Source organism: Pseudomonas sp. FW507-12TSA, from assembly GCF_058781435.1.
The window spans coordinates 366,625-385,759 of the sequence record NZ_JBYSWT010000001.1 but is presented as its reverse complement, the minus strand read 5'-3'; the positions used below and the strand labels follow the sequence as shown (position 1 = coordinate 385,759).

Genomic DNA, 19,135 nt, shown 5'->3' with positions numbered 1-19,135 from the left:
TCAGGCTTCATCGTCCAGGCGCCTGGCCACCAGGCGTCGGCCACGGGTAATCAACTCGGTGAACTGCAAGGCGCTCAGGGCATGGGCGAACAGCCAGCCTTGGCCGAAGCTCACGCCTTCGCTGCTCAGCAGCACGGCCTGGTCCTCGCATTCGATGCCTTCGGCAATCACCTTGAGCTTCAGGGCATGGGCCATGCGGATGATGTGCGGGGCCACGCCGCTGCTGGCGGCATCGTGGCCGAGGGCGTCGACGAACGCCTTGTCGATCTTCAGGCAATCCACCGGCAGGTTCTGCAAGTAGGCCAGGCTGCAGTATCCCGTGCCGAAGTCATCGATCAGCACCTTGTGCCCGACATCCCGCAGGGCTTGCAGGTTGTTGCGCGCCACCACCACGTCGATCAGCCCACGCTCGGTCACCTCGAAGGCGATCTGCCGCGCCGCGACCCGGTGCAACGCCAGCAGCCTGGCCATGACCCGGCCGACACGCGGCACCATCACGTCACAGGCCGCCAGGTTGACCGAGATATACAGTTGCGGATTGGCCCGCAGCACATGCCCCAGTTGCTCCAGCAGGCGTTGCAGGACGAAATCGGTGATCTGGCGGATCTGCCCGGTGTTTTCCGCCAGGGGGATGAACAGTTCGGGGCTGGTCAAGGTGCCGTCCGGACGCCGCCAGCGCAGCAGAGCCTCGGCCCCCACGCACAACCGGCTGTTGAGATCGAAGATCGGCTGGTACAGGACCTGCAGTTCGTTACGACGCAAGGCTCCCTGCAATTCGGCACCCAGGGACTGGCGCTGGCGCGCCAACTGATACACCAGGGCGCCGATGAACAGCGCCAGCAGCAGGCTGGTCGGCAGCAGCCACCACCAGCCAGCGAGCAACTCTGCCTGCATGCTGGCCCGTGGCGTGATCAGCACCAGTTGGTATTCGGGATTACGGGTCGGCATGCGGTACACCAACAAGTCGCGGGTCACCTGCAACGGCCGGCTGCGATCATCCTGCCAGGGATGCTCCGGCGGCCAGGAGCGGGCCTGGCCCAGTACCGGTATGGCCCGGGCGCCGTGGTCGACCACCACCATCAGGCTGCCGCCGGATGGCAGGTCGACCACGTCGGTCAGGTGCCCGCGCGAGGTGGCCACGCGGAAATTGCCCCGGCCGAGCATCAGCGCCGCCAGGTTTTCGTTGGGCTGGGCCGAGGTATTGAGCCAGTAGCTGTAGGTGGGCCCGCGGATATCCGCCGGTCGGGGAGAAGTCGCAAGGTTTTGCCGGGGCCAGTTGGAGCAAGTCTGGTCGGCATCCATGTAGGCCGCTTCATAGATGAAGCGATAGTTGAAGCTGACCTGTTGCAGCACCGCAACCATTTCTGCGCTGCACCCGCGCAGCGGCTGCCCCTCAAGAGTATCCAGGCCCTCGCGCAGTTGCCGGAAGAGCTGCTCCAGGCGCTCCAGGAAGCGCCGGCCCTGGGCATTCATCTGCTCGCTTTCGCGCTGCTGGACCTCGTGCATGGCCACCCCAACGCTGCCCAGCATCAGCACCGCTGCGCTCAGGACAGCCGCCAGCATCGCCAGCAACCAGGGGCGATGGAACCAGGTGCGCGGGGTCTCGCGGGCGGCCGGCATCATGGAACATCCGAAGGATTACCAATGAGTTATAGCAACTGATTGGGCAATCGGCGCGGACCGTCCGGCGGCGTCATTATTTTGTCTGGTTGAGGACCTGCAGGATCGCTGCGCTCTCGGCGTCCGGGGTGCCATCGAAACGACCTGGCCGGTAGTGCATCTGGAAGGCCGCCAGGACATGCCGGGTGGCCACGTCCAGCTCGCCAGTCTGCGGGGTGGCGTAACCCAGGCGCGCCAACTGTTGCTGGAACCAGCTGATGCTCGGCAGGCTGGCTCCATAGAACGCTTGCTGGCGGGCCACGGCCTGGGCATCGGGCCACAGGCCCAGGCCAGCCTCGGCCAGGCGCTTCCAGGGAAACAGCGGGCCCGGGTCGAGCTTGCGCAGCGGCGCGATATCACTGTGGCCGATGATGTGCCGCGGGGAAATGTTGTTGCGCTTGCTGATGTCCTTGAGCAGCACGATCAGGTTCTGGACCTGCGCCTCGCTGTAGGGGTACCACAGACGCCCATTGGGGCCATCGCGAAAGCCCGGGTTGACGATCTCGATGCCGATGGAGCTGGAGTTGAGCCAGGTCCGGCCTTGCCACTGGCTCTCGCCGGCATGCCAGGCGCGGTATTGCTCGTCCACCAGCTTGTAGATGGTGGCGGACTTGTCGTCGCCGATCAGGTAGTGGCTGCTGACCTGGCCATGGGTCAGCAGGGCCAGGGAGCGCTCCATGGACGCCGAGGTGTAGTGGACGATGATGAACTGGGCACGCTGGTCGTAGTTGACCGAGGGATGGCTGGTGTCGATACGCGGGCCGCTGGCGCAGCCGGCGAGCATCAACAGGGAGCAGAAGGCAAGGGCAAGGAATTTCATGGCTGGGAACAGTACGCTTGGGACATTAATGCAACAGTGTAACGTACTGCTCCGCCTATCATGGGCAAAACTGCGACGCCGGGGCCGGCAGGCAACTGGCGCCTCAGCCGGCCTCGACCCGGTTGCGACCGGCATCCTTGGCCCGGTACAACGCCTGATCAGCTCTTTTGATCACCAGATCGCTGCGATCTCCGGCCTTGAAGGCGCTCAAGCCAATGGAAACCGTGACCGTCACCGGCTCACCCTTGAAGTGAAACGGGCAGGCCTCGATCGCCGCACGCAGGGTTTCCACCAGACGCGTTCCCGCTGCCCATGGAGTGTCGGGCATCAGCAGGACAAACTCCTCGCCGCCGAAACGGGCGATGAAGTCGGTACCACGCAGGCGCTTGCGCAGCACATTGGCGATGATCTTGAGCACCTTGTCGCCCGCCAGGTGGCCATAGCTGTCGTTGATCCGCTTGAAGTGATCCAGGTCGAGCATTGCCAGCAGCAAGCTATTGCCATGGCGTTGCCATTGGCTCACCTCATGCTCCAGGCGCTCGCTCCAGGCCGCGCGGTTGGGCAGGCCAGTCAGCGGGTCGACCAGGGCCTTCTGCCGCTGCTCTTCCAGGTGCTCGCGATAACCCTGGGCTTCCTGCTCCATGCTCGACACTCGTGCCGCCAGGCTTTGCAGGCGGGTGGCCATGTCCTTCTCGCGCTCGTCGCGTTGCTTCTGGTGCTGGTCCATGGTGCCCAGCAGGCCTTCCAGGTGGCTTTCCAGAACCTGCTTGAGGTCATCCAGGTCCGCCGCTTCCTGCATGCTGCTTTGCAGGCCATCGACTTGCTCGCGGATCTGCGAGTCCATGGCCCGTGCTGCCGAGCTGATGTCCGCATGGCCGTCGCTGGCAGCCTGCAGGTTGCTCTGGAAGGCCTCCAGGCGCTCGTTGAGCTGCTTGAGGTAATCCTCGAACTCATGCTGGCCGGAGTCGGTGATGGCCAGCATCAGCACCGCCAGATCATCGAGGATCGGCAGCAGTTCGTACCAGTTCAACCCATGTTGCAGGCGATCACGCATGGCCTCGGCCTGGGGCCGGTGCCGCTCCGGCAGGCTCAGGTCATCGAGCAGGCCCAGCAGGGTGTGCTCGATGTGCTTGGCCACCGAGCTGTAGGACGGCTCGGGGGAGTCCGGCAGGGCATAGAGCACGTCCTGCTCTGGCTGCTCGGGATCGATGGCCGCCAGGGCCTCGGCCATGGCCACCGGCAACGGCAGGCTGTCGAGCAACGCCGCTGCGGGAATAGGCAGCAGCTCATCGGGATTGCTGGCCTCGGGTATGCCGGCTTGAGCCTCGGCTGCCGGCTCAGGCACCACCTCGATTGGCGGTACCACGGGTGCTGCATCCGCTTCAGGTTCCTGGGCAAGGGCCTGGGGTTCCACTGCTTGTTGTGGTGCGGCCTCTTCCCGAACCAGGACCGGCGGCACGAAGGCCGCCACCGCAGGCTGGGCCGCAACCTCGGCGTCAGTATCGGCAACTGGCTCTGGCTTGGACTCGACACTCGCGACAGGCTCGAAGGCAGGCTCGGGCAGGATATCCGCCGGCGCCGGTGCCGCTGCCGCGACGGCAGGGACCTGGGTAGCGGCAACGGTTGCGGGTGCAGCAGAAGTGGGAGCTGGCGTTGGCTCATGCTCCGGCGCCATGTCATCCACAGTGCCTTGAAGCTGAGGCGGCTGCTCCGGTGCTGGAACGGGTAGCGGCGGCGCCACGACTTCGCTTGCGGGAGCGGTTTCCCCACTGGCATCTCGCGCCCCGAACAAACGTTGCAACAGGCTCGGGCGCCCCGGCTCCACCGGGTTTTCCAATTGGCTCAGGGCCTTGCCCTGCAGGGCGCTCAACTCGCCCAGCAACAATGGGATTTCCCGCGCCTGGCCGACCCGGCCATCCAGTTGCTTGGCGAAAGCCTTGAGCGGGCGACTGACTTCACGGGGCAGGGGCAGGGTCTGCAACTGGGCGACCAGGGCCGTCAGGGCGCTGCTCATCTGGTCGATGCGGGTTTCCCGGCGCTGTTCGGAATCCAGCACGGCTTTTTCCAGGCGCGGAATCAAGGCCGCAAGGCCGGCGTCCATGTCATCGGTGCGCACGACCTCGCGCATTTCCTTCATGCACTGGTCGACCGCGCGATCGGTGCCTTCAGCCGCCAGGGTGCTGCGCACCAGGCCACGGCGCAGCAAGTCGAGGCGGGCAGCCCAACGGCGCTCGAGCTTTTCCTGTTGCTCGATGCTCTTGAGGTATTTCTCTTTCCAGCGTTGGGCGTCGTCGCTCATTCATCGGTTCCGCGAGGGGCAGGACTCAACGCGGGCAATGCATCGGCCGTGAGCGAACCCGGCAGACGAATCTCTACCGCGACCGGCAGGTGATCGGAAATGGGTTGGGCCAGGACTTCGACACGCTCCAGCGCCAGGCCAGAGCTGAGCAGGATGTGGTCCAGGCAGCGTTGCGGACGCCAGCTAGGGAAAGTCGCCTGCAATTGCGGCGCCAGCAGGCCGAGGTCACGCAGGGGGGAATGCTCCAGCAGGTCGCTGGCGTGGGTATTCATGTCCCCCATCAGCACCTGGTGCTTGTAGCCACCGATCAACTCGCGGATATACGCCAGTTGCCGGGTCCTGGCCCGGGCGCCAAGCGCCAGGTGCATCATCACCACCACCAGCGCTTCCGGACCTTCGCCAAAACGCAGGAGGATCGCACCGCGACCCTTGGGGCCCGGCAGGGGGTGGTCTTCGATGGCCCAGGGACGCATGCGGCTGAGCACACCGTTGCTGTGCTGGGCCAGGCGTCCGAGGTTGCGATTGAGTTGTTGGTACCAGTAGGGAAAGGCACCCAACTGGGCCAGGTGCTCCACCTGGTTGACGTACCCCGAACGCAGGCTGCCGCCATCGACCTCCTGCAGGGCCACCAGGTCGAAATCCGCCAGCAGGCTGCCGATCTTCTGCAGGTTGTCCGCCCGGCCGTTGTGGGGCAGCAGGTGCTGCCAGCCGCGGGTGAGGTAATGCCGATAGCGTTCGGTACTGATGCCGACCTGGATGTTGAAACTGAGTAAGCGCAGGCGGCTGTCAGCCGGCAGGCCGGTCGACGCTAAATGGTGTTCGTTGACCTGCGGGTCATGCAGGCCAACGATACGTTCCGAGCCCCAGCGCGGCATGGCGGCGGCGCTTACTTGGCTGCGCGCTCTTTGGCGATCAGCTGGTCGGCCACGCTCAGCGCGCCTTCAGGACCACCGGAGGTGCCCAGGTCGAAGCGATACTTGCCGTTGACCACCATGGTCGGTACGCCGCTGATCTGGTAGGCCTGGGCCTTCTTCTTGGCGTCCTCGACCTTGCCCTTCACGGCGAAGGAGTTGTAGGTGCTGAGGAACTTGTCCTTGTCGACGCCTTCGCCAGCCAGGAAGTCGGCCATCTCTTCAGGAGTCGCGAGTTTCTTGCCGCCGTGGATGGCCTCGAAAACGGCCTTGTGCACGTCGTGCTCGACACCCATGGCTTCCAGGGTGATGAACAGCTGGCCGTGAACGTTCCAGATGCCACCGAACATGGCCGGGATCCGTACGAAGTTGACGTCGGCCGGGAGCTTCTCGACCCATGGGTTGATGGTGGGTTCGAAGGCGTAGCAGTGTGGGCAGCCGTACCAGAACAGCTCCACCACTTCGATCTTGCCAGGCACGGCAACCGGAACGGCGCTGCTCAACTCGACATATTGTTTACCGGCTTCAAGCGGCTCGGCGGCTTGAGCGGTCACGCCAAACAGGCTGGCGGTAACGAGAGCGGCGCTGAGGATCAGATTACGCATGCTTTACTCCTGGACGATTTAGGCGCCTCGCGCGACCTGATTTCAGACAGATCATGGCGGGCTTGAGTTCGCTAGTGTAGCGGCTGGCGCCATAAAAAAGGGCGGCCTGGGCCACCCTTTATGCTTGCACCGTCAGATTAATCGATCATTAACGTTGCCGTGGCCATGCACCTGCCGGCAATTGATCGCAGCGGCCTCAGTGCAGGCCCTGAATGTAGCTGGACACGGCTTCGATGTCCTTGTTGCTCAGCTTGCTGGCAATGCTGCGCATGACCATGGTGTCGCCATCGTTGGTACGGGCGCCTTCACGGAAATCAGTCAGCTGCTTGGCTACGTATTGAGCGTGCTGGCCGCCCAGGTGCGGGAAGCCGGCAGCTGCGTTACCCGCGCCATTGGGCGAGTGGCAACCAGTGCAGGCAGGCATGCCCTGGTCCAGCTTGCCGCCACGGAACAGCTCTTCGCCACGGGCCACGACCTTGGGATCGGCGGCGCCGACGCTGCCTTTCTGGCTGGCAAAGTAGGCGGCGATGTCGGCCAGGTCCTGATCGCTCAGGTTGGTCAGCAGGCCGGTCATTTCCAGTACCTGGCGCTTGCCGGACTTGATATCGTGCAGCTGCTTGTCCAGGTACTTTTCCCCCTGACCCGCCAGCTTGGGAAAGTTTGGCGCCATGCTGTTCCCATCAGGACCGTGGCATGCGCCACAGACTGCGGCTTTCGCCTGACCGGCAGCAGCGTCGCCTGCGGCATGGGCAACACCAGTGATGCCCAGGGTCAACAGCAGACTCACGAGTAATTTGTTCATCAGCTAATCCAACTACGGCTAAGGGTTAAGAGTTATGGACCGGGATCACTCGCTCATCCAATGGATGATGGCTCGGTAATCCTCGGCACTGCAGTCCATGCACAAACCACGCGGCGGCATCGCCTTGAAACCCTGGGTCACGTGTTGCACCAGCGTCTCCATACCTTGCGCCAGCCTCGGCGCCCAAGCTTCCTGGTCGCCCTTGCGGGGCGCCGTGGGTAGTTGGCCGGAATGACATGCCCCACAAACACGGTTGTACACAGCTTCCGGATCCTGTGTAGCCTGCACGCTGCAAAGCGGCATCAAGAGACCGGTAGCCAGCAGCCATTTCGTCATAAAACGACCTTTTCAGGGTTGAGAGCGTGCTGCGTTCTAATGCGCATACAAGGTTTATCGCTCTCGTGAGCTTCATCCTACGCTGGGACAAAGCGCACACAAAATCTGCGGCATTATATACTGGCGCTACTGAAACGGAAACGACACCGCTCGCCGCACCCACCCTCGGCATCGCCCCTATTCGGAAATCCCATGCAACTGAAGAACCCCATCCTCGGTCTGTGCCAACAGTCCACTTTCATGCTCAGCGCCGCCAAGGTCGATCAATGCCCTGATGACGCCGGCTTCGAAGTTGCCTTCGCCGGGCGCTCCAACGCCGGCAAGTCCAGCGCCCTGAACACCCTGACCCACGCCAGCCTGGCACGCACCTCGAAGACCCCGGGGCGCACGCAGTTGTTGAACTTCTTCAAGCTAGACGACGATCGCCGCTTGGTCGACCTGCCGGGCTACGGCTACGCCAAGGTGCCGATCCCGCTCAAGCAGCACTGGCAGCGCCACCTCGAGGCCTACCTGGGCAGCCGCGAGAGCCTCAAGGGGCTGATCCTGATGATGGATATCCGGCACCCCATGACCGACTTCGACACCCTGATGCTGGATTGGGCCGTAGCCAGCGGCATGCCGATGCATATCCTGCTGACCAAGGCCGACAAGCTGACCTACGGCGCGGCCAAGAACACCCTGCTCAAGGTCCAGTCGCAGATCCGCAAGGGCTGGGGCGACGCCATCACCATCCAGCTGTTCTCCGCGCCCAAGCGCATGGGCCTGGAAGAGGCCTACACCGTGCTGGCCAGGTGGCTGGAACTGGCCGACAAAGGCGCCGAGATCGAGGCCTGAGAGAGATAAGAATTCTGCGCGGTGATCAGGCAGGGCAAAAGCGGCGGGAAAGCGGAGTTTAGGGGCCTGAATGAGCATTTCCCGCCGCTTTTTAACGCAGCATGGTCGCCACGCAGGCAATTTTCAGGCAAAAAAAACCCCGGACTTCATATGGGGAGGGGGAAGTTCGGGGTTCAAGTTCTAGACCGCTAGGGCGGGGTCCAGATATCTGCCAACACTTAACACAACATAGGAGCATTGAAGGGCTTCACCAGCCATTCAGTAACTCTGAGTGGGCGTTGCTCGATTTAGTTCCGGCCGCGAACAAAAACTATTGGCGATAAGTGCTGAAATTTTTCGTGCTAATGGCGTTTCAGGCATTTTTGCCGCGACACTATGCCGCGGCAAAAATCGGTAAAAAGTCCCCTTAATGGGCCTCATCCCAGTTATTTCCCACCCCGACCTCTACCAATAGCGGTACATCCAGGGTCGCGGCGCCACTCATGTAACCGCGAATTTCCTCACGCACCTGGTCCACCAGGTCCTCGCGGACTTCCAGGACCAGTTCGTCGTGCACCTGGAGGATGACCCTGGCATCCAGGCCAGAGGCCTGCAGCCAATTGTCCACCGCCACCATGGCCTTCTTGATGATGTCCGCGGCGGTGCCTTGCATCGGCGCGTTGATCGCGGTGCGCTCGGCGCCCGCCCGCTCCTGGGGCTTGTTGGAATTGATCTCCGGCAGGTACAGGCGACGGCCGAAGATGGTCTCCACGTAGCCCTGGTCGGCCGCCTGGGCGCGAGTGCGGTCCATGTACTCGCGCACCCCCGGATAGCGGGCGAAGTAGGTGTCGATATAGGCCTTGGCTTGCTTGGTCTCGACGCCGATGTCCTTGCCCAGCTTTTGCGCGCCCATGCCGTAGATCAGGCCGAAGTTGATGGCCTTGGCACTGCGGCGCTGCTCGGAAGTAACTTCCCCGAGTTCGACCTTGAACACTTCCGCGGCCGTGGCGGTGTGTACGTCCTGGTTGTTGCGAAAAGCGTTGAGCAGGCCTTCGTCCTGGGACAGGTGGGCCATGATCCGCAGCTCGATCTGCGAGTAGTCCGCCGCCAGCAGCTTGTACCCGGCCGGAGCGATGAAGGCCTGGCGGATACGCCGGCCCTCGGCGGTGCGCACCGGGATGTTCTGCAGGTTCGGATCGCTGGACGACAGGCGCCCGGTGGAAGCCACCGCCTGGTGATAGGAGGTGTGGATCCGCCCGGTACGCGGGTTGATCTGCTCCGGCAGGCGGTCGGTGTAGGTGCTCTTGAGCTTGCTCATGGAGCGGTACTGCATCAGCACCCGGGGTAGCGGGTAATCGTCCTCGGCCAGCTTGGCCAGGACCTCTTCGGCGGTGGATGGCTGGCCCTTGGCGGTCTTCTTCAGCACCGGCAGGCCCAGCTTGTCATAGAGGATGCTGCCCAACTGCTTGGGCGAGCCCAGGTTGAACTCCTCGCCGGCAATCGCGAAGGCCTCACGCTCCAGGGCCACCATCTTGTCGCCCAGCTCGATGCTCTGCACGCCCAGCAGCTTGTCATCCACCAGCGCGCCCTGGCGTTCGATGCGCGCCAACACCGGCACCAGCGGCATCTCGATATCGGTCAGCACGCTGGCCAGGCTCGGAATGGCGCTGAGTTTCTCGAACAGGGCCTGATGCAGGCGCAGGGTCACGTCGGCGTCTTCGGCGGCGTAGGGGCCGGCCTGCTCCAGCGGGATCTGGTCGAACGTCAGCTGCTTGGCGCCCTTGCCGGCAATGTCCTGAAAACTCACCGTGGTGTGATCCAGGTACTTCTGCGCCAGGCTGTCCATATCATGGCGGGTGGCGGTGGAATTGAGCACATAGGACTCGAGCATGGTATCGAAGGCAACGCCGCGCATGCTGATGCCATTGGCCGGGTCGCCACCGATGGCGCAGTTGGCCAGGATGTTCATGTCGAACTTGGCGTGCTGGCCCACCTTGAGCAGCTTCGGGTCTTCCAGCAACGGCTTCAGGGCCAGCAGCACCGCGTCGCGATCCAGCTGCTGCGGTGCATCGAGGTAGCTATGGGCCAGGGGGACATAGGCCGCCTCGCCCGCCTGGACCGCGAAGGACAGGCCCACCAGTTGCGCCTGCTGTGCATCGATGCCGGTGGTCTCGGTGTCGAAGGCGATCAGCTTGGCGCCCTTGAGCTTGTGCAGCCAGGCATCGAAACGCGCCTGCTCGAGGATGGTTTCGTACTGCAATTCCAGCGGCGCCTGCTCGGCCGCGGGTTGCTCAGCAGCGACCGGAGCCGCAGCCAAATCGAGTTCGACACGCTTGGCATCACGCTGCAGCTCGTCGAGCCAGCTCTTGAACTCCATCAAGCTGTAGAGCTCTGCCAGCTTCTCGCGGTCCGGCTCGCGCAGGTGCAGGTCATCCAGCCCCACCTCCAGCGGTACGTCGACCTTGATGGTAGCCAGCTGGTAGGAAAGGAACGCCATTTCCTTGTGCTCTTCAAGCTTGGCCGGCAAGGTCTTGGCCCCGCGAATCGGCAGGGTAGGCACGATATCGAGTTGCTCGTAGAGCTCCTTGAGGCCGCCGTTGACCCCCACCAGCAAGCCCGAGGCGGTCTTCGGACCGATGCCCGGGACGCCCGGAATGTTGTCGGAGGAGTCGCCCATCAGCGCCAGGTAATCAATGATCTGCTCGGGAGCGACACCGAATTTCTCCTTCACGCCCTCCACGTCCATGCTGCTACCGGACATGGTGTTGACCAGGGTAATGTGCCCATCCACCAGCTGCGCCATGTCCTTGTCGCCGGTGGAGATGACCACCGGCCGGGACGCCGCCGCGCTGCTGCGGGCCAGGGTGCCGATCACATCGTCGGCCTCCACGCCCTCGACGCACAGCAGCGGGAAGCCCAGGGCGATCACGCTGGCGTGCAGGGGTTCGATCTGTACCCGCATGTCGTCCGGCATGCTCGGACGGTTGGCCTTGTACTCGGCGTACATTTCATCGCGGAAGGTTCCGCCCTTGGCGTCGAACACCACGGCGAAGGGGCTTTGCGGATACTGTTTGCGCAAGCTCTTGAGCATGTTCAGCACGCCCTTGACCGCGCCGGTCGGCATGCCTTTGGAGGTGGTCAGCGGCGGCAGCGCATGAAAGGCGCGGTACAGGTAGGACGAACCGTCCACCAGGATGAGGGGGGCTTGGCTCATGAGTAGGATCAACCTTTTGGGCGGGTCCGGCGCTAGAATAGCGGGACCGTTGACGACAAAGGGACAAGGTTATCATGCGCACACTAAATCGCTTGCTGCTGGCCGGCTTGATTGCAGTCTCCTCCATGGCAGCGATCGCCGCGGAAGACGCCCCTTCGGCCGACCCGGAAGTAACCATTCGCACGGAAGGCGACAAGACCATCCAGGAATACCGGCAAAATGGCTTCCTGTATGCGATCAAGGTGACGCCCAAAGGTGGCAAGCCCTACTTCCTGGTGCGCGCCGATGGCTCCGACGGCAACTTCATCCGTTCGGACCAGCCGGATATGCTGATCCCTTCGTGGAAAATCTTCGAGTGGTAAGCCACTCCCATTTCAACTCAATGGCGCCGTCTCGATAGCGGCGCCGGTACTGGCAGTTCTCAACCATGTCTGTGTTCACCCCCCTGGCTCGGCCCGAGCTGGAAACCTTTCTCGCCCCGTACGGGCTCGGCCGCCTGCTTGACTTCCAGGGGATTGCCGCTGGTAGCGAAAACACCAACTTCTTCATCAGCCTGGAACAGGGCGAGTTCGTCCTGACCCTGGTCGAGCGCGGTCCGGTCCAGGAAATGCCGTTCTTCATCGAACTGCTGGACGTATTGCACGAAGCCGACCTGCCGGTGCCCTACGCGCTGCGCACCACCGACGGCATCGCCCTGCGGGAACTGGCGGGCAAGCCGGCATTGCTGCAACCGCGCCTGGCCGGCAAGCACATCAAGCAGGCCAACGCCCAGCACTGCGTCCAGGTCGGCGAGCTGCTGGGCCACCTGCACGTGGCCACCAAGGACAACATGATCAAGCGCAAGACCGATCGTGGCCTGGACTGGATGCAGGAAGAGGGCGCCAAGCTGCTGCCGCGCCTGGACAGCACCGCCCAGGACCTGCTGCAACGGGCACTGCACGAGATCGTCGAACAGAGGGCCAGGATCCTCGCCCTGCCGCGGGCCAACATCCACGCCGACCTGTTCCGCGACAACGCCATGTTCGAAGGCACCCACCTGACCGGCCTGATCGACTTCTACAACGCCTGCTCGGGACCGATGCTGTATGACGTGGCCATCGCCCTGAACGACTGGTGCTCCGATGCCCAAGGGGTGCTCGACGGCCAGCGTGCCCGGGCCCTGCTGGGTGCCTATGCGGCCCTGCGGCCATTCACCGCCGCCGAGGCCGAGCTGTGGCCAACCATCCTGCGGGTGGCCTGCGTGCGCTTCTGGCTGTCGCGCCTGATCGCCGCCGAGACCTTCGCCGGCCAGGACGTACTGATCCACGATCCGATGGAGTTCCAGCGCTACCTGGCCCAGCGCCAGCAGGTCAGCGTGGCCCTGCCGTTCGCCCTCTGAAACGCTCCGCGGGCCAGCCGCCCCTGCCATGAACGAGCAGGAGCGGCTGGCCCGCGAAGGATGAAGCCTGTGCTGGAAACCCGCTTATAGCTGCTCCAGGCAACCGGCCAGGTCGTTGCCGAGTTTCTCCAGCACCTGTTCATAGCCTGTGGCGGAGGCCGGGGTATAGCCACCCAGGGCATCCAGCTCGGCCAGCTTCACCGGCAGCCCGGCCACCAGGGTTTCCGCCAGGCGCGGACGCAGGGGCGGCTCGCTGAACACGCAAGTCTTGCCCACCTGCTGCAGGCGTGCGCGCATGGCCGCGACGTGCTGGGCCCCCGGTTGCACCTCGGCAGCGACGCTGAACACCCCGGTGTGCTTGAGGCCATAGGCGTCCTCGAAATAGTCGAAGGCTTCATGGAAGACGAAATACGGCTTGCCGGCGATGCCAGCCAAGCGCGCCTTCAAGCGGGTATCCAGGGCGTCTAGGCGCTCGCTGAAGGCTTTCAGGTTGTCCTGGTAGCGCGCGGCGTTGGCCGGGTCGGCGGCGCTCAGGTCGGCCGCCATGCGAGTGGCGATCACCCGGGCGTTGACCGGCGACAGCCAGAGGTGGGCGTCCAGGGTGCCAGGGCGATGATCGTGGTCATGCTCGTCGGCCTCCTCGGCGTGGGAGTGGCTGTCTTCGGTAAAATGCCGCAGCTTCATGCCTGGTAGGTCCTGTACCGCCACCGAGGGCAGGCTACGGCCCTTCAAGACACGCGGCAGGAAGCCTTCCATGTCCGGGCCGATCCAGTACAAGAGATCCACGCTCTGCACCTTGCGCACATCGGACGGGCGCAACGCATAGTTGTGCGGCGAGGCCCCCGGCGGCAGCAACACCTCGGGAATCGCCACGCCCTCCTGCACGGCCGCGGCGATCAATTGCAGCGGCTTGATGCTGGTCAACACCCGGACCTCGGCCTGGGCCGAACCGATCGCGAACAAGCTGAAGGTAAAAGCGACAAAAAGACGAAAAAGTCGGGGCACGATGAACACTCGAAGAGGCGATAACGGGTAACATAATAACGTCTCTCACCACCCTCGTCGCCGCTCATGCCTAAAACACCCCTCGCCAGCCGACCACACGACCACTCTCACTGCGTGCACAACGCACTGTCTGAGGCCGATGCCCTGTGCACGCGGCAGGGACTGCGCCTGACCGCCCTACGCCGGCGGGTGCTGGAGCTGGTCTGGCAAAGCCACAAGCCCCTGGGCGCCTATGACATCCTGGCGGTACTCAGCGAGCAAGATGGCCGCCGCGCCGCGCCGCCGACCGTCTATCGGGCGTTGGACTTCCTCCTGGAAAACGGCCTGGTGCACCGCATCGCCTCGCTCAACGCCTTCGTCGGCTGCAACCACCCGGAACACGCCCACCAGGGCCAGTTCCTGATCTGCCGCGAATGCCACGCGGCCATCGAGCTCGAGCAGAAATCCATCAGCGACGCGATCATCGGCAGCGCCCGCGAGGTCGGCTTCGTGGTCGAAGGCCAGACCGTGGAAGTGGTCGGACTCTGCTCGGGCTGCCAGGGGGCTTGATGAGCACTGCATTGATCCGCCTCGAGCAGGTCGGGGTGACCTTTGCCGGGCAGCCGGTGCTGGACAACATCCAGCTCAGCGTCGAACCCGGGCAGATCGTCACCCTGATCGGCCCCAATGGCGCCGGCAAGACTACCCTGGTGCGTGCCGTGCTCGGCCTGCTCAAGCCCGATACCGGCAGCGTCTGGCGCAAGCCCCGGCTGCGGGTGGGCTACATGCCGCAAAAGCTCCATGTCGACCCGACCCTGCCGCTGTCGGTGCTGCGCTTCCTGCGCCTGGTACCCGGGGTAGACCGCGCCCGGGCCCTGGCGGCACTCAAGGAAGTGGGCGCCGAGCAGGTGATCGACAGCCCGGTGCAAAGCATTTCCGGCGGCGAGATGCAGCGCGTGCTGCTGGCCCGGGCGCTGCTGCGCGAGCCTGAGCTGCTGGTCCTCGACGAGCCGGTTCAGGGTGTCGATGTGGCCGGCCAGGCCGAGCTCTACAGCCTGATCACCCGCCTGCGCGACCGCCATGGCTGCGGCGTGCTGATGGTCTCCCACGACCTGCACCTGGTGATGAGCACCACCGACCAGGTGGTCTGCCTCAACCGCCATGTCTGCTGCTCCGGGCACCCGGAGCAGGTCAGTGGCGATCCGGCCTTCGTCGAGCTGTTCGGCAAGAACGCACCGAGCCTGGCGATCTACCACCATCATCATGACCACGCCCACGACCTGCACGGCTCGGTGGTGGTCCAGCCCCATGTCCACGGAGAAAACTGCAAGCATGGCTGATTTCCTGCTGTACGCCCTGCTCGCAGGTTTGTCCCTGGCACTGGTCGCCGGCCCCCTGGGCTCCTTCGTGGTCTGGCGGCGCATGGCCTATTTCGGCGACACCCTGTCCCATGCCGCGCTACTGGGCGTCGCCCTGGGGTTCCTGCTGGATGTCAGCCCGGCGGTGGCGGTCACCGTCGGCTGCCTGTTGCTGGCGGTGCTGCTGGTCACCCTGCAACAGCGCCAGCCCCTGGCATCCGACACGCTGCTGGGGATTCTTGCACCCAGCACCCTGTCCCTGGGCCTGGTGGTACTAAGCTTCATGCATGAGGTGCGCATCGACCTGATGGCCTACCTGTTCGGCGACCTGTTGGCGATCAGCCCCGGCGACCTGGCCTGGATCCTCGGCGGCAGCGCCGCTGTACTGTTGCTGCTGGTGGCGCTGTGGCGGCCATTGCTGGCCATCACCGTGCACGAGGAACTGGCCAAGGTCGAAGGGCTGCCCGTGGCCTCGCTGCGCATGACCTTGATGCTGCTGATCGCGGTGGTGATCGCCGTGGCGATGAAGATCGTCGGGGTGCTGCTGATCACCTCCCTGCTGATCATCCCGGCCGCTGCGGCACAGCGTCACGCCCGCTCGCCGGAGCAGATGGCCCTTGGCGCCAGCCTGCTGGGCATGCTGGCCGTGGGCGGCGGGCTGGCGTTGTCCTGGTTCAAGGACACCCCGGCCGGGCCGTCGATCGTGGTCACGGCGGCCGCACTGTTTCTGCTGAGTTTTGTTCTGCCCCGTCGAGGGGTGTAGACTTGCTCGCTTTTTGCGCAATTAGAGAGTCGCAGGAATGAAGCCGTTCGCCTCCCGTTATCTGCTCCTTGTCGCATTTTCCCTGCTGCTGGGAGCCTGCCAAAGCACGCCACCGGCGGCCACCGAGGTCCCCGATGCGCGGGCCACGGCCATCGCACAGCTGCAACAAAGCATCGCCAGCAACGAACTGGCGACCGCCGAGGACCAGCTCGCCGCGATGCAGGGGCAAACGCCGGACGATCCGCAATTGGTGCAGTACCAGCGCCAGTTGGCCGAGGCCTATCTGCAACGCAGCCAGATCGTCCTGCAAAAAGGCGATGTGAATGCCGCGGCCACCGCCTTGAGCCGTGCCCGGGCGCTGATGCCCAAGGCGCCGGCGCTGACCGGCGGGGTCAACAGCGCCATCGCCCACGCCCGCAAGGCCGAGCTGGACAAGGCCGAGGCCGCGCTGAAGGCTGCTGAAGCACGCCCTGCCGCCAAGTTGATCGACCCCTCGGCGCCCAGCACCACCATCGCCCTGAACGTCACCGACATTCGCAAGCTGCGCCGGCAGCTCGATGCCTTGGCCGCGGATGTGGTGAATTACCAGTGCGATGTGACCATCCAGGTACCGCGCCGCGAAGACTACCCCTGGCTCTCGACCCTGCTGGGCAAGCGGGTGAAGAAGCTCGACCCCGACTTCCAGCAGAAGATCAGCCGGCAGATCGTGCGCCATGTGCCGGCGCAAATGGTCCTGACCCCACGCCAGGCGCAATGACCGTTTCCGGCAGCCCGCAGGCTGCCGGCAACCACCTCAGGCCGGGATCGCCCTGGCCCGGGGTTCGCGACTCCACACCCGATGCTGGGCGATAGCGGCGAAGAACGCTTTCAGGGCCTTGGCATCGCCACCGACGATCAGGCCCTCGTCCACCTCCAGCCCAAGTACCTGCAACAACTCCCGGGCTTCGCCATGCAAGGCGATGGCCTTCAGGTGCCGATAGGCCTCGAGCAGGTAGTGCAGGGCCACTCCATCGCCCGCCAGGGCCTTGATCGACTGGGCGCCACCCGGCACGAACACGGCGTCAAACGCCACCGACGGCAAACCCTCCATCGAGGCATCCACTGCCAATACCTTGCCTTGGGCGCTCGTCACCGCCGCCGAGGTCGGTCCCAGCAGCTTGGCATGGGCCCCTTCGGCCTTGAGCGCCTTTTGCAGCGCAGCGACCGCCGTGCCGTCGACACCATTGGCCACCAGCACTGCGACCTTGCGAGTCTTGATGTCTCCGGATAACAAATTGGCCTGGCTCAGGGCCGGCGAGCGCGACAGCGACATCTTGCGCTCGGCCACCGTGCCCTTGGTCGGGGCCGGCAATCCGAGGTTCTCGGCCACCCGCCTGGCCAGCTGCAAATCGATATTGGCCAGGATCTGCTGCACCTGCCGCTCGCGAATCTGCGGCCGGTCGACCTTGCCCAGCTCGAAGCTGTAGGCGGCGATGATGTGCTCCTGCTCATGCTTGCTCATGCTGTTGTAGAACAGCCGCGCCTGGGAAAAGTGATCGCTGAAAGACTCGCTGCGCTGGCGGATCTTGTGCGCATCGATGCGCTCGTTGTAGCTCTCGAAACCGCCGTTTTCCGGTGCCGGAGGGGTCTCCCTGGGCCAGCCGCCATCGATCGAGTTGGGCTCGTAGGAAGCCCGCCCCTTGTCGATGGTGGAGCGATGCATGGCGTCGCGCTGGCTGTTGTGGAACGGCGCTACCGGCCGGTTGATCGGCAGCTCGTGGAAGTTGGGCCCGCCCAGGCGGCTGATCTGGGTATCGGTGTAGGAAAACAGCCGGCCCTGCAGCAATGGGTCATTGGAAAAGTCGATGCCGGGCACGATATGCCCAGGACAGAACGCCACCTGCTCGGTCTCGGCGAAGAAGTTGTCCGGGTTGCGATTGAGCACCATCTTGCCCAGCGGCGTGATGGGCACCAGCTCTTCGGGAATCAGCTTGGTCGGATCGAGGATGTCGAACTCGAACTTGTGCTCGTCTTCCTCGGCGATGACCTGCACGCCCAGCTCCCATTCCGGGTAGTCGCCGATCTCGATGGCCTCCCAGAGATCACGGCGGTGGAAATCGGTGTCCTTGCCCGCCAGCTTCTGCGCCTCGTCCCAGAGCAGCGAGCAAGTGCCCACCGATGGATGCCAGTGGAACTTGACGAAGTGCGAGCGCCCCTCGGCGTTGATCAAGCGGAAACTGTGCACACCAAAACCCTGCATGCTGCGCAGGCTCTTGGGAATCGCCCGGTCGGACATGGCCCAGATGACCATGTGCGCCGACTCCGGCACCAGCGAGACGAAGTCCCAGAAGGTATCGTGGGCCGAACCGCCGGTGGGCATCTCGTTGTGCGGCTCGGGCTTCACCGCATGCACGAAGTCGGGGAACTTGATCGCGTCCTGGATGAAGAACACCGGCATGTTGTTGCCCACCAGGTCGAAGTTGCCCTCGTCGGTGAAGAACTTCACCGCAAAGCCGCGCACGTCACGCACGGTATCGCCGGAGCCTCTCGGCCCCTGGACCGTGGAAAAGCGCACGAACACGGGTGTTTTTTTCCCCGGATCACGCAGGAAACCGGCCTTGGTCAGCGCCGAATGGTCGGCATAACTCTGGAAATAACCATGGGCGCCAGTGCCTCGGGCATGGACGATGCGCTCGGGAATCCGCTCGTGGTCGAAGTGGGTGATCTTCTCCCGCATGATGAAGTCTTCGAGCAGCGAAGGGCCGCGGGCACCGGCTTTCAGGGTGTTCTGGTTATCGGCGATCTTCACTCCCTGGTTGGTGCGCAGGGCCTGCCCGGTGGCGTCGCTGCGAAACCGCTCCAGGCTCTCGAGCTTGGCGTTGCTGTTGCCCCGGTCCAGGGTGTCGGTCCCCGCTGCCTGGCTGTTCGGGCTGGTGGTTTTCTTGGTACTCATCAGACACATACTCCTCGTTGGCGAAACCCTGGCGTGCCAGGGCTTCGCGGGCGGATGCGCCGAGGCACGGCACCTGGGCGCTTTCGAGTGGCTTAGGTAGTGACCGGGGAGTCGCCACGAGCGTTCCTTTTTTATGACCTTTGATCGCGTTATTGCCAAATGGCAGGATGATTACGAAATAAATGCTAAGAACCTCTATACGGACAGGCTAAAATGCGCGCCCGGCTAACCGCTGACCCCTTTCTAACGCGCCTCACAAGG

The 19,135-nt window shown here is 64.1% G+C and carries 17 protein-coding genes; 7 read left to right on the top strand and 10 right to left on the bottom strand.

Translation table 11 applies throughout. From position 1 onward, the window contains the following. The 7 genes from AC3WK8_RS01865 to AC3WK8_RS01835 all read right to left on the bottom strand — a co-directional run bounded on the left by AC3WK8_RS01865 (position 1) and on the right by AC3WK8_RS01835 (position 7,432). Positions 1–1,620, bottom strand: a complete 1,620-nt coding sequence (locus tag AC3WK8_RS01865; RefSeq protein WP_103324449.1) for an EAL domain-containing protein — start codon at positions 1,618–1,620, stop codon at positions 1–3. Positions 1,621–1,696: 76 nt separating this feature from the next. Next, positions 1,697–2,479: an N-acetylmuramoyl-L-alanine amidase gene (locus AC3WK8_RS01860; RefSeq protein WP_085593914.1), complete on the bottom strand. Its 783-nt coding sequence runs from the start codon at positions 2,477–2,479 to the stop codon at positions 1,697–1,699. Between the two features lie 103 nt (positions 2,480–2,582). Continuing rightward, positions 2,583–4,778, bottom strand: a complete 2,196-nt coding sequence (locus AC3WK8_RS01855; protein ID WP_103324432.1) for a GGDEF domain-containing protein — start codon at positions 4,776–4,778, stop codon at positions 2,583–2,585. After that, on the bottom strand, positions 4,775–5,653 hold the full coding sequence (locus AC3WK8_RS01850; RefSeq protein ID WP_022642283.1) for an endonuclease/exonuclease/phosphatase family protein: 879 nt from the start codon (positions 5,651–5,653) through the stop codon (positions 4,775–4,777). The genes AC3WK8_RS01855 and AC3WK8_RS01850 overlap by 4 nt, the downstream gene beginning before the upstream one ends. 11 nt (positions 5,654–5,664) lie before the next feature. Then, positions 5,665–6,294 carry a thiol:disulfide interchange protein DsbA/DsbL gene (locus tag AC3WK8_RS01845; RefSeq protein WP_022642282.1) on the bottom strand — a complete coding sequence of 210 codons (630 nt, stop codon included), beginning with the start codon at positions 6,292–6,294 and terminating at the stop codon, positions 5,665–5,667. 196 nt (positions 6,295–6,490) lie between these two features. Then, positions 6,491–7,096 carry a c-type cytochrome gene (locus AC3WK8_RS01840; RefSeq protein ID WP_022642281.1) on the bottom strand — a complete coding sequence of 202 codons (606 nt, stop codon included), beginning with the start codon at positions 7,094–7,096 and terminating at the stop codon, positions 6,491–6,493. A 45-nt stretch (positions 7,097–7,141) separates the two neighbouring features. Continuing rightward, positions 7,142–7,432: a c-type cytochrome gene (locus tag AC3WK8_RS01835; RefSeq protein WP_085593918.1), complete on the bottom strand. Its 291-nt coding sequence runs from the start codon at positions 7,430–7,432 to the stop codon at positions 7,142–7,144. 192 nt (positions 7,433–7,624) lie between these two features. On the opposite strand from AC3WK8_RS01835, the gene yihA reads away from it, so the two are divergent. Further along, positions 7,625–8,266, top strand: a complete 642-nt coding sequence (yihA, locus tag AC3WK8_RS01830; protein ID WP_085593920.1) for a ribosome biogenesis GTP-binding protein YihA/YsxC — start codon at positions 7,625–7,627, stop codon at positions 8,264–8,266. Between the two features lie 406 nt (positions 8,267–8,672). Here yihA and polA read toward each other — a convergent pair whose 3' ends face one another. Beyond that, positions 8,673–11,459, bottom strand: coding sequence for a DNA polymerase I (polA, locus tag AC3WK8_RS01825; protein WP_103324431.1), 2,787 nt, complete (start codon positions 11,457–11,459; stop codon positions 8,673–8,675). A 74-nt stretch (positions 11,460–11,533) separates the two neighbouring features. Here polA and AC3WK8_RS01820 point away from each other — a divergent pair, with 74 nt between their 5' ends. Beyond that, positions 11,534–11,821 carry a DUF2782 domain-containing protein gene (locus AC3WK8_RS01820; RefSeq protein WP_031320877.1) on the top strand — a complete coding sequence of 96 codons (288 nt, stop codon included), beginning with the start codon at positions 11,534–11,536 and terminating at the stop codon, positions 11,819–11,821. 65 nt (positions 11,822–11,886) lie between these two features. After that, on the top strand, positions 11,887–12,837 hold the full coding sequence (locus tag AC3WK8_RS01815; protein ID WP_103324430.1) for a homoserine kinase: 951 nt from the start codon (positions 11,887–11,889) through the stop codon (positions 12,835–12,837). An 84-nt stretch (positions 12,838–12,921) separates the two neighbouring features. Here the strand turns inward: AC3WK8_RS01815 and AC3WK8_RS01810 are convergent, their stop codons facing one another. After that, a complete protein-coding gene (locus tag AC3WK8_RS01810; RefSeq protein WP_103324448.1) occupies positions 12,922–13,842 on the bottom strand; it encodes a zinc ABC transporter substrate-binding protein ZnuA in 921 nt (306 codons plus the stop codon). 66 nt (positions 13,843–13,908) lie between these two features. On the opposite strand from AC3WK8_RS01810, the gene zur reads away from it, so the two are divergent. Genes zur through AC3WK8_RS01790 form a run of 4 tightly spaced genes read left to right on the top strand, consistent with a single transcriptional unit; the run spans position 13,909 to position 16,699 of the window. Next, the gene (zur, locus tag AC3WK8_RS01805; RefSeq protein WP_031320873.1) at positions 13,909–14,391 is read left to right on the top strand and encodes a zinc uptake transcriptional repressor Zur; all 483 of its coding nucleotides are present in this window, start codon (positions 13,909–13,911) and stop codon (positions 14,389–14,391) included. Continuing rightward, positions 14,391–15,161, top strand: coding sequence for a zinc ABC transporter ATP-binding protein ZnuC (gene znuC / locus AC3WK8_RS01800; RefSeq protein WP_022642274.1), 771 nt, complete (start codon positions 14,391–14,393; stop codon positions 15,159–15,161). The genes zur and znuC overlap by 1 nt, the downstream gene beginning before the upstream one ends. Beyond that, positions 15,154–15,942: a zinc ABC transporter permease subunit ZnuB gene (znuB, locus tag AC3WK8_RS01795; RefSeq protein ID WP_022642273.1), complete on the top strand. Its 789-nt coding sequence runs from the start codon at positions 15,154–15,156 to the stop codon at positions 15,940–15,942. The genes znuC and znuB overlap by 8 nt, the downstream gene beginning before the upstream one ends. Before the next feature lie 37 nt (positions 15,943–15,979). Next, positions 15,980–16,699 (top strand): PA5502 family lipoprotein, encoded by a 720-nt coding sequence (locus AC3WK8_RS01790; RefSeq protein WP_022642272.1) that lies wholly within the window; start codon positions 15,980–15,982, stop codon positions 16,697–16,699. Between the two features lie 36 nt (positions 16,700–16,735). Here AC3WK8_RS01790 and katE read toward each other — a convergent pair whose 3' ends face one another. Beyond that, positions 16,736–19,033 carry a catalase HPII gene (gene katE, locus AC3WK8_RS01785; RefSeq protein ID WP_256592254.1) on the bottom strand — a complete coding sequence of 766 codons (2,298 nt, stop codon included), beginning with the start codon at positions 19,031–19,033 and terminating at the stop codon, positions 16,736–16,738. Between the last annotated feature and the right edge of the window lie 102 nt (positions 19,034–19,135).

Coding starts and splice junctions, on each gene's coding strand:
- AC3WK8_RS01865 (WP_103324449.1), bottom strand. CDS start 1,620: ATGCCGGCCGCCCGCGAGACCCCGCGCACCTGGTTCCATCGCCCCTGG.
- AC3WK8_RS01860 (WP_085593914.1), bottom strand. CDS start 2,479: ATGAAATTCCTTGCCCTTGCCTTCTGCTCCCTGTTGATGCTCGCCGGC.
- AC3WK8_RS01855 (WP_103324432.1), bottom strand. CDS start 4,778: ATGAGCGACGACGCCCAACGCTGGAAAGAGAAATACCTCAAGAGCATC.
- AC3WK8_RS01850 (WP_022642283.1), bottom strand. CDS start 5,653: ATGCCGCGCTGGGGCTCGGAACGTATCGTTGGCCTGCATGACCCGCAG.
- AC3WK8_RS01845 (WP_022642282.1), bottom strand. CDS start 6,294: ATGCGTAATCTGATCCTCAGCGCCGCTCTCGTTACCGCCAGCCTGTTT.
- AC3WK8_RS01840 (WP_022642281.1), bottom strand. CDS start 7,096: ATGAACAAATTACTCGTGAGTCTGCTGTTGACCCTGGGCATCACTGGT.
- AC3WK8_RS01835 (WP_085593918.1), bottom strand. CDS start 7,432: ATGACGAAATGGCTGCTGGCTACCGGTCTCTTGATGCCGCTTTGCAGC.
- yihA (WP_085593920.1), top strand. CDS start 7,625: ATGCAACTGAAGAACCCCATCCTCGGTCTGTGCCAACAGTCCACTTTC.
- polA (WP_103324431.1), bottom strand. CDS start 11,459: ATGAGCCAAGCCCCCCTCATCCTGGTGGACGGTTCGTCCTACCTGTAC.
- AC3WK8_RS01820 (WP_031320877.1), top strand. CDS start 11,534: ATGCGCACACTAAATCGCTTGCTGCTGGCCGGCTTGATTGCAGTCTCC.
- AC3WK8_RS01815 (WP_103324430.1), top strand. CDS start 11,887: ATGTCTGTGTTCACCCCCCTGGCTCGGCCCGAGCTGGAAACCTTTCTC.
- zur (WP_031320873.1), top strand. CDS start 13,909: ATGCCTAAAACACCCCTCGCCAGCCGACCACACGACCACTCTCACTGC.
- znuC (WP_022642274.1), top strand. CDS start 14,391: ATGAGCACTGCATTGATCCGCCTCGAGCAGGTCGGGGTGACCTTTGCC.
- znuB (WP_022642273.1), top strand. CDS start 15,154: ATGGCTGATTTCCTGCTGTACGCCCTGCTCGCAGGTTTGTCCCTGGCA.
- AC3WK8_RS01790 (WP_022642272.1), top strand. CDS start 15,980: ATGAAGCCGTTCGCCTCCCGTTATCTGCTCCTTGTCGCATTTTCCCTG.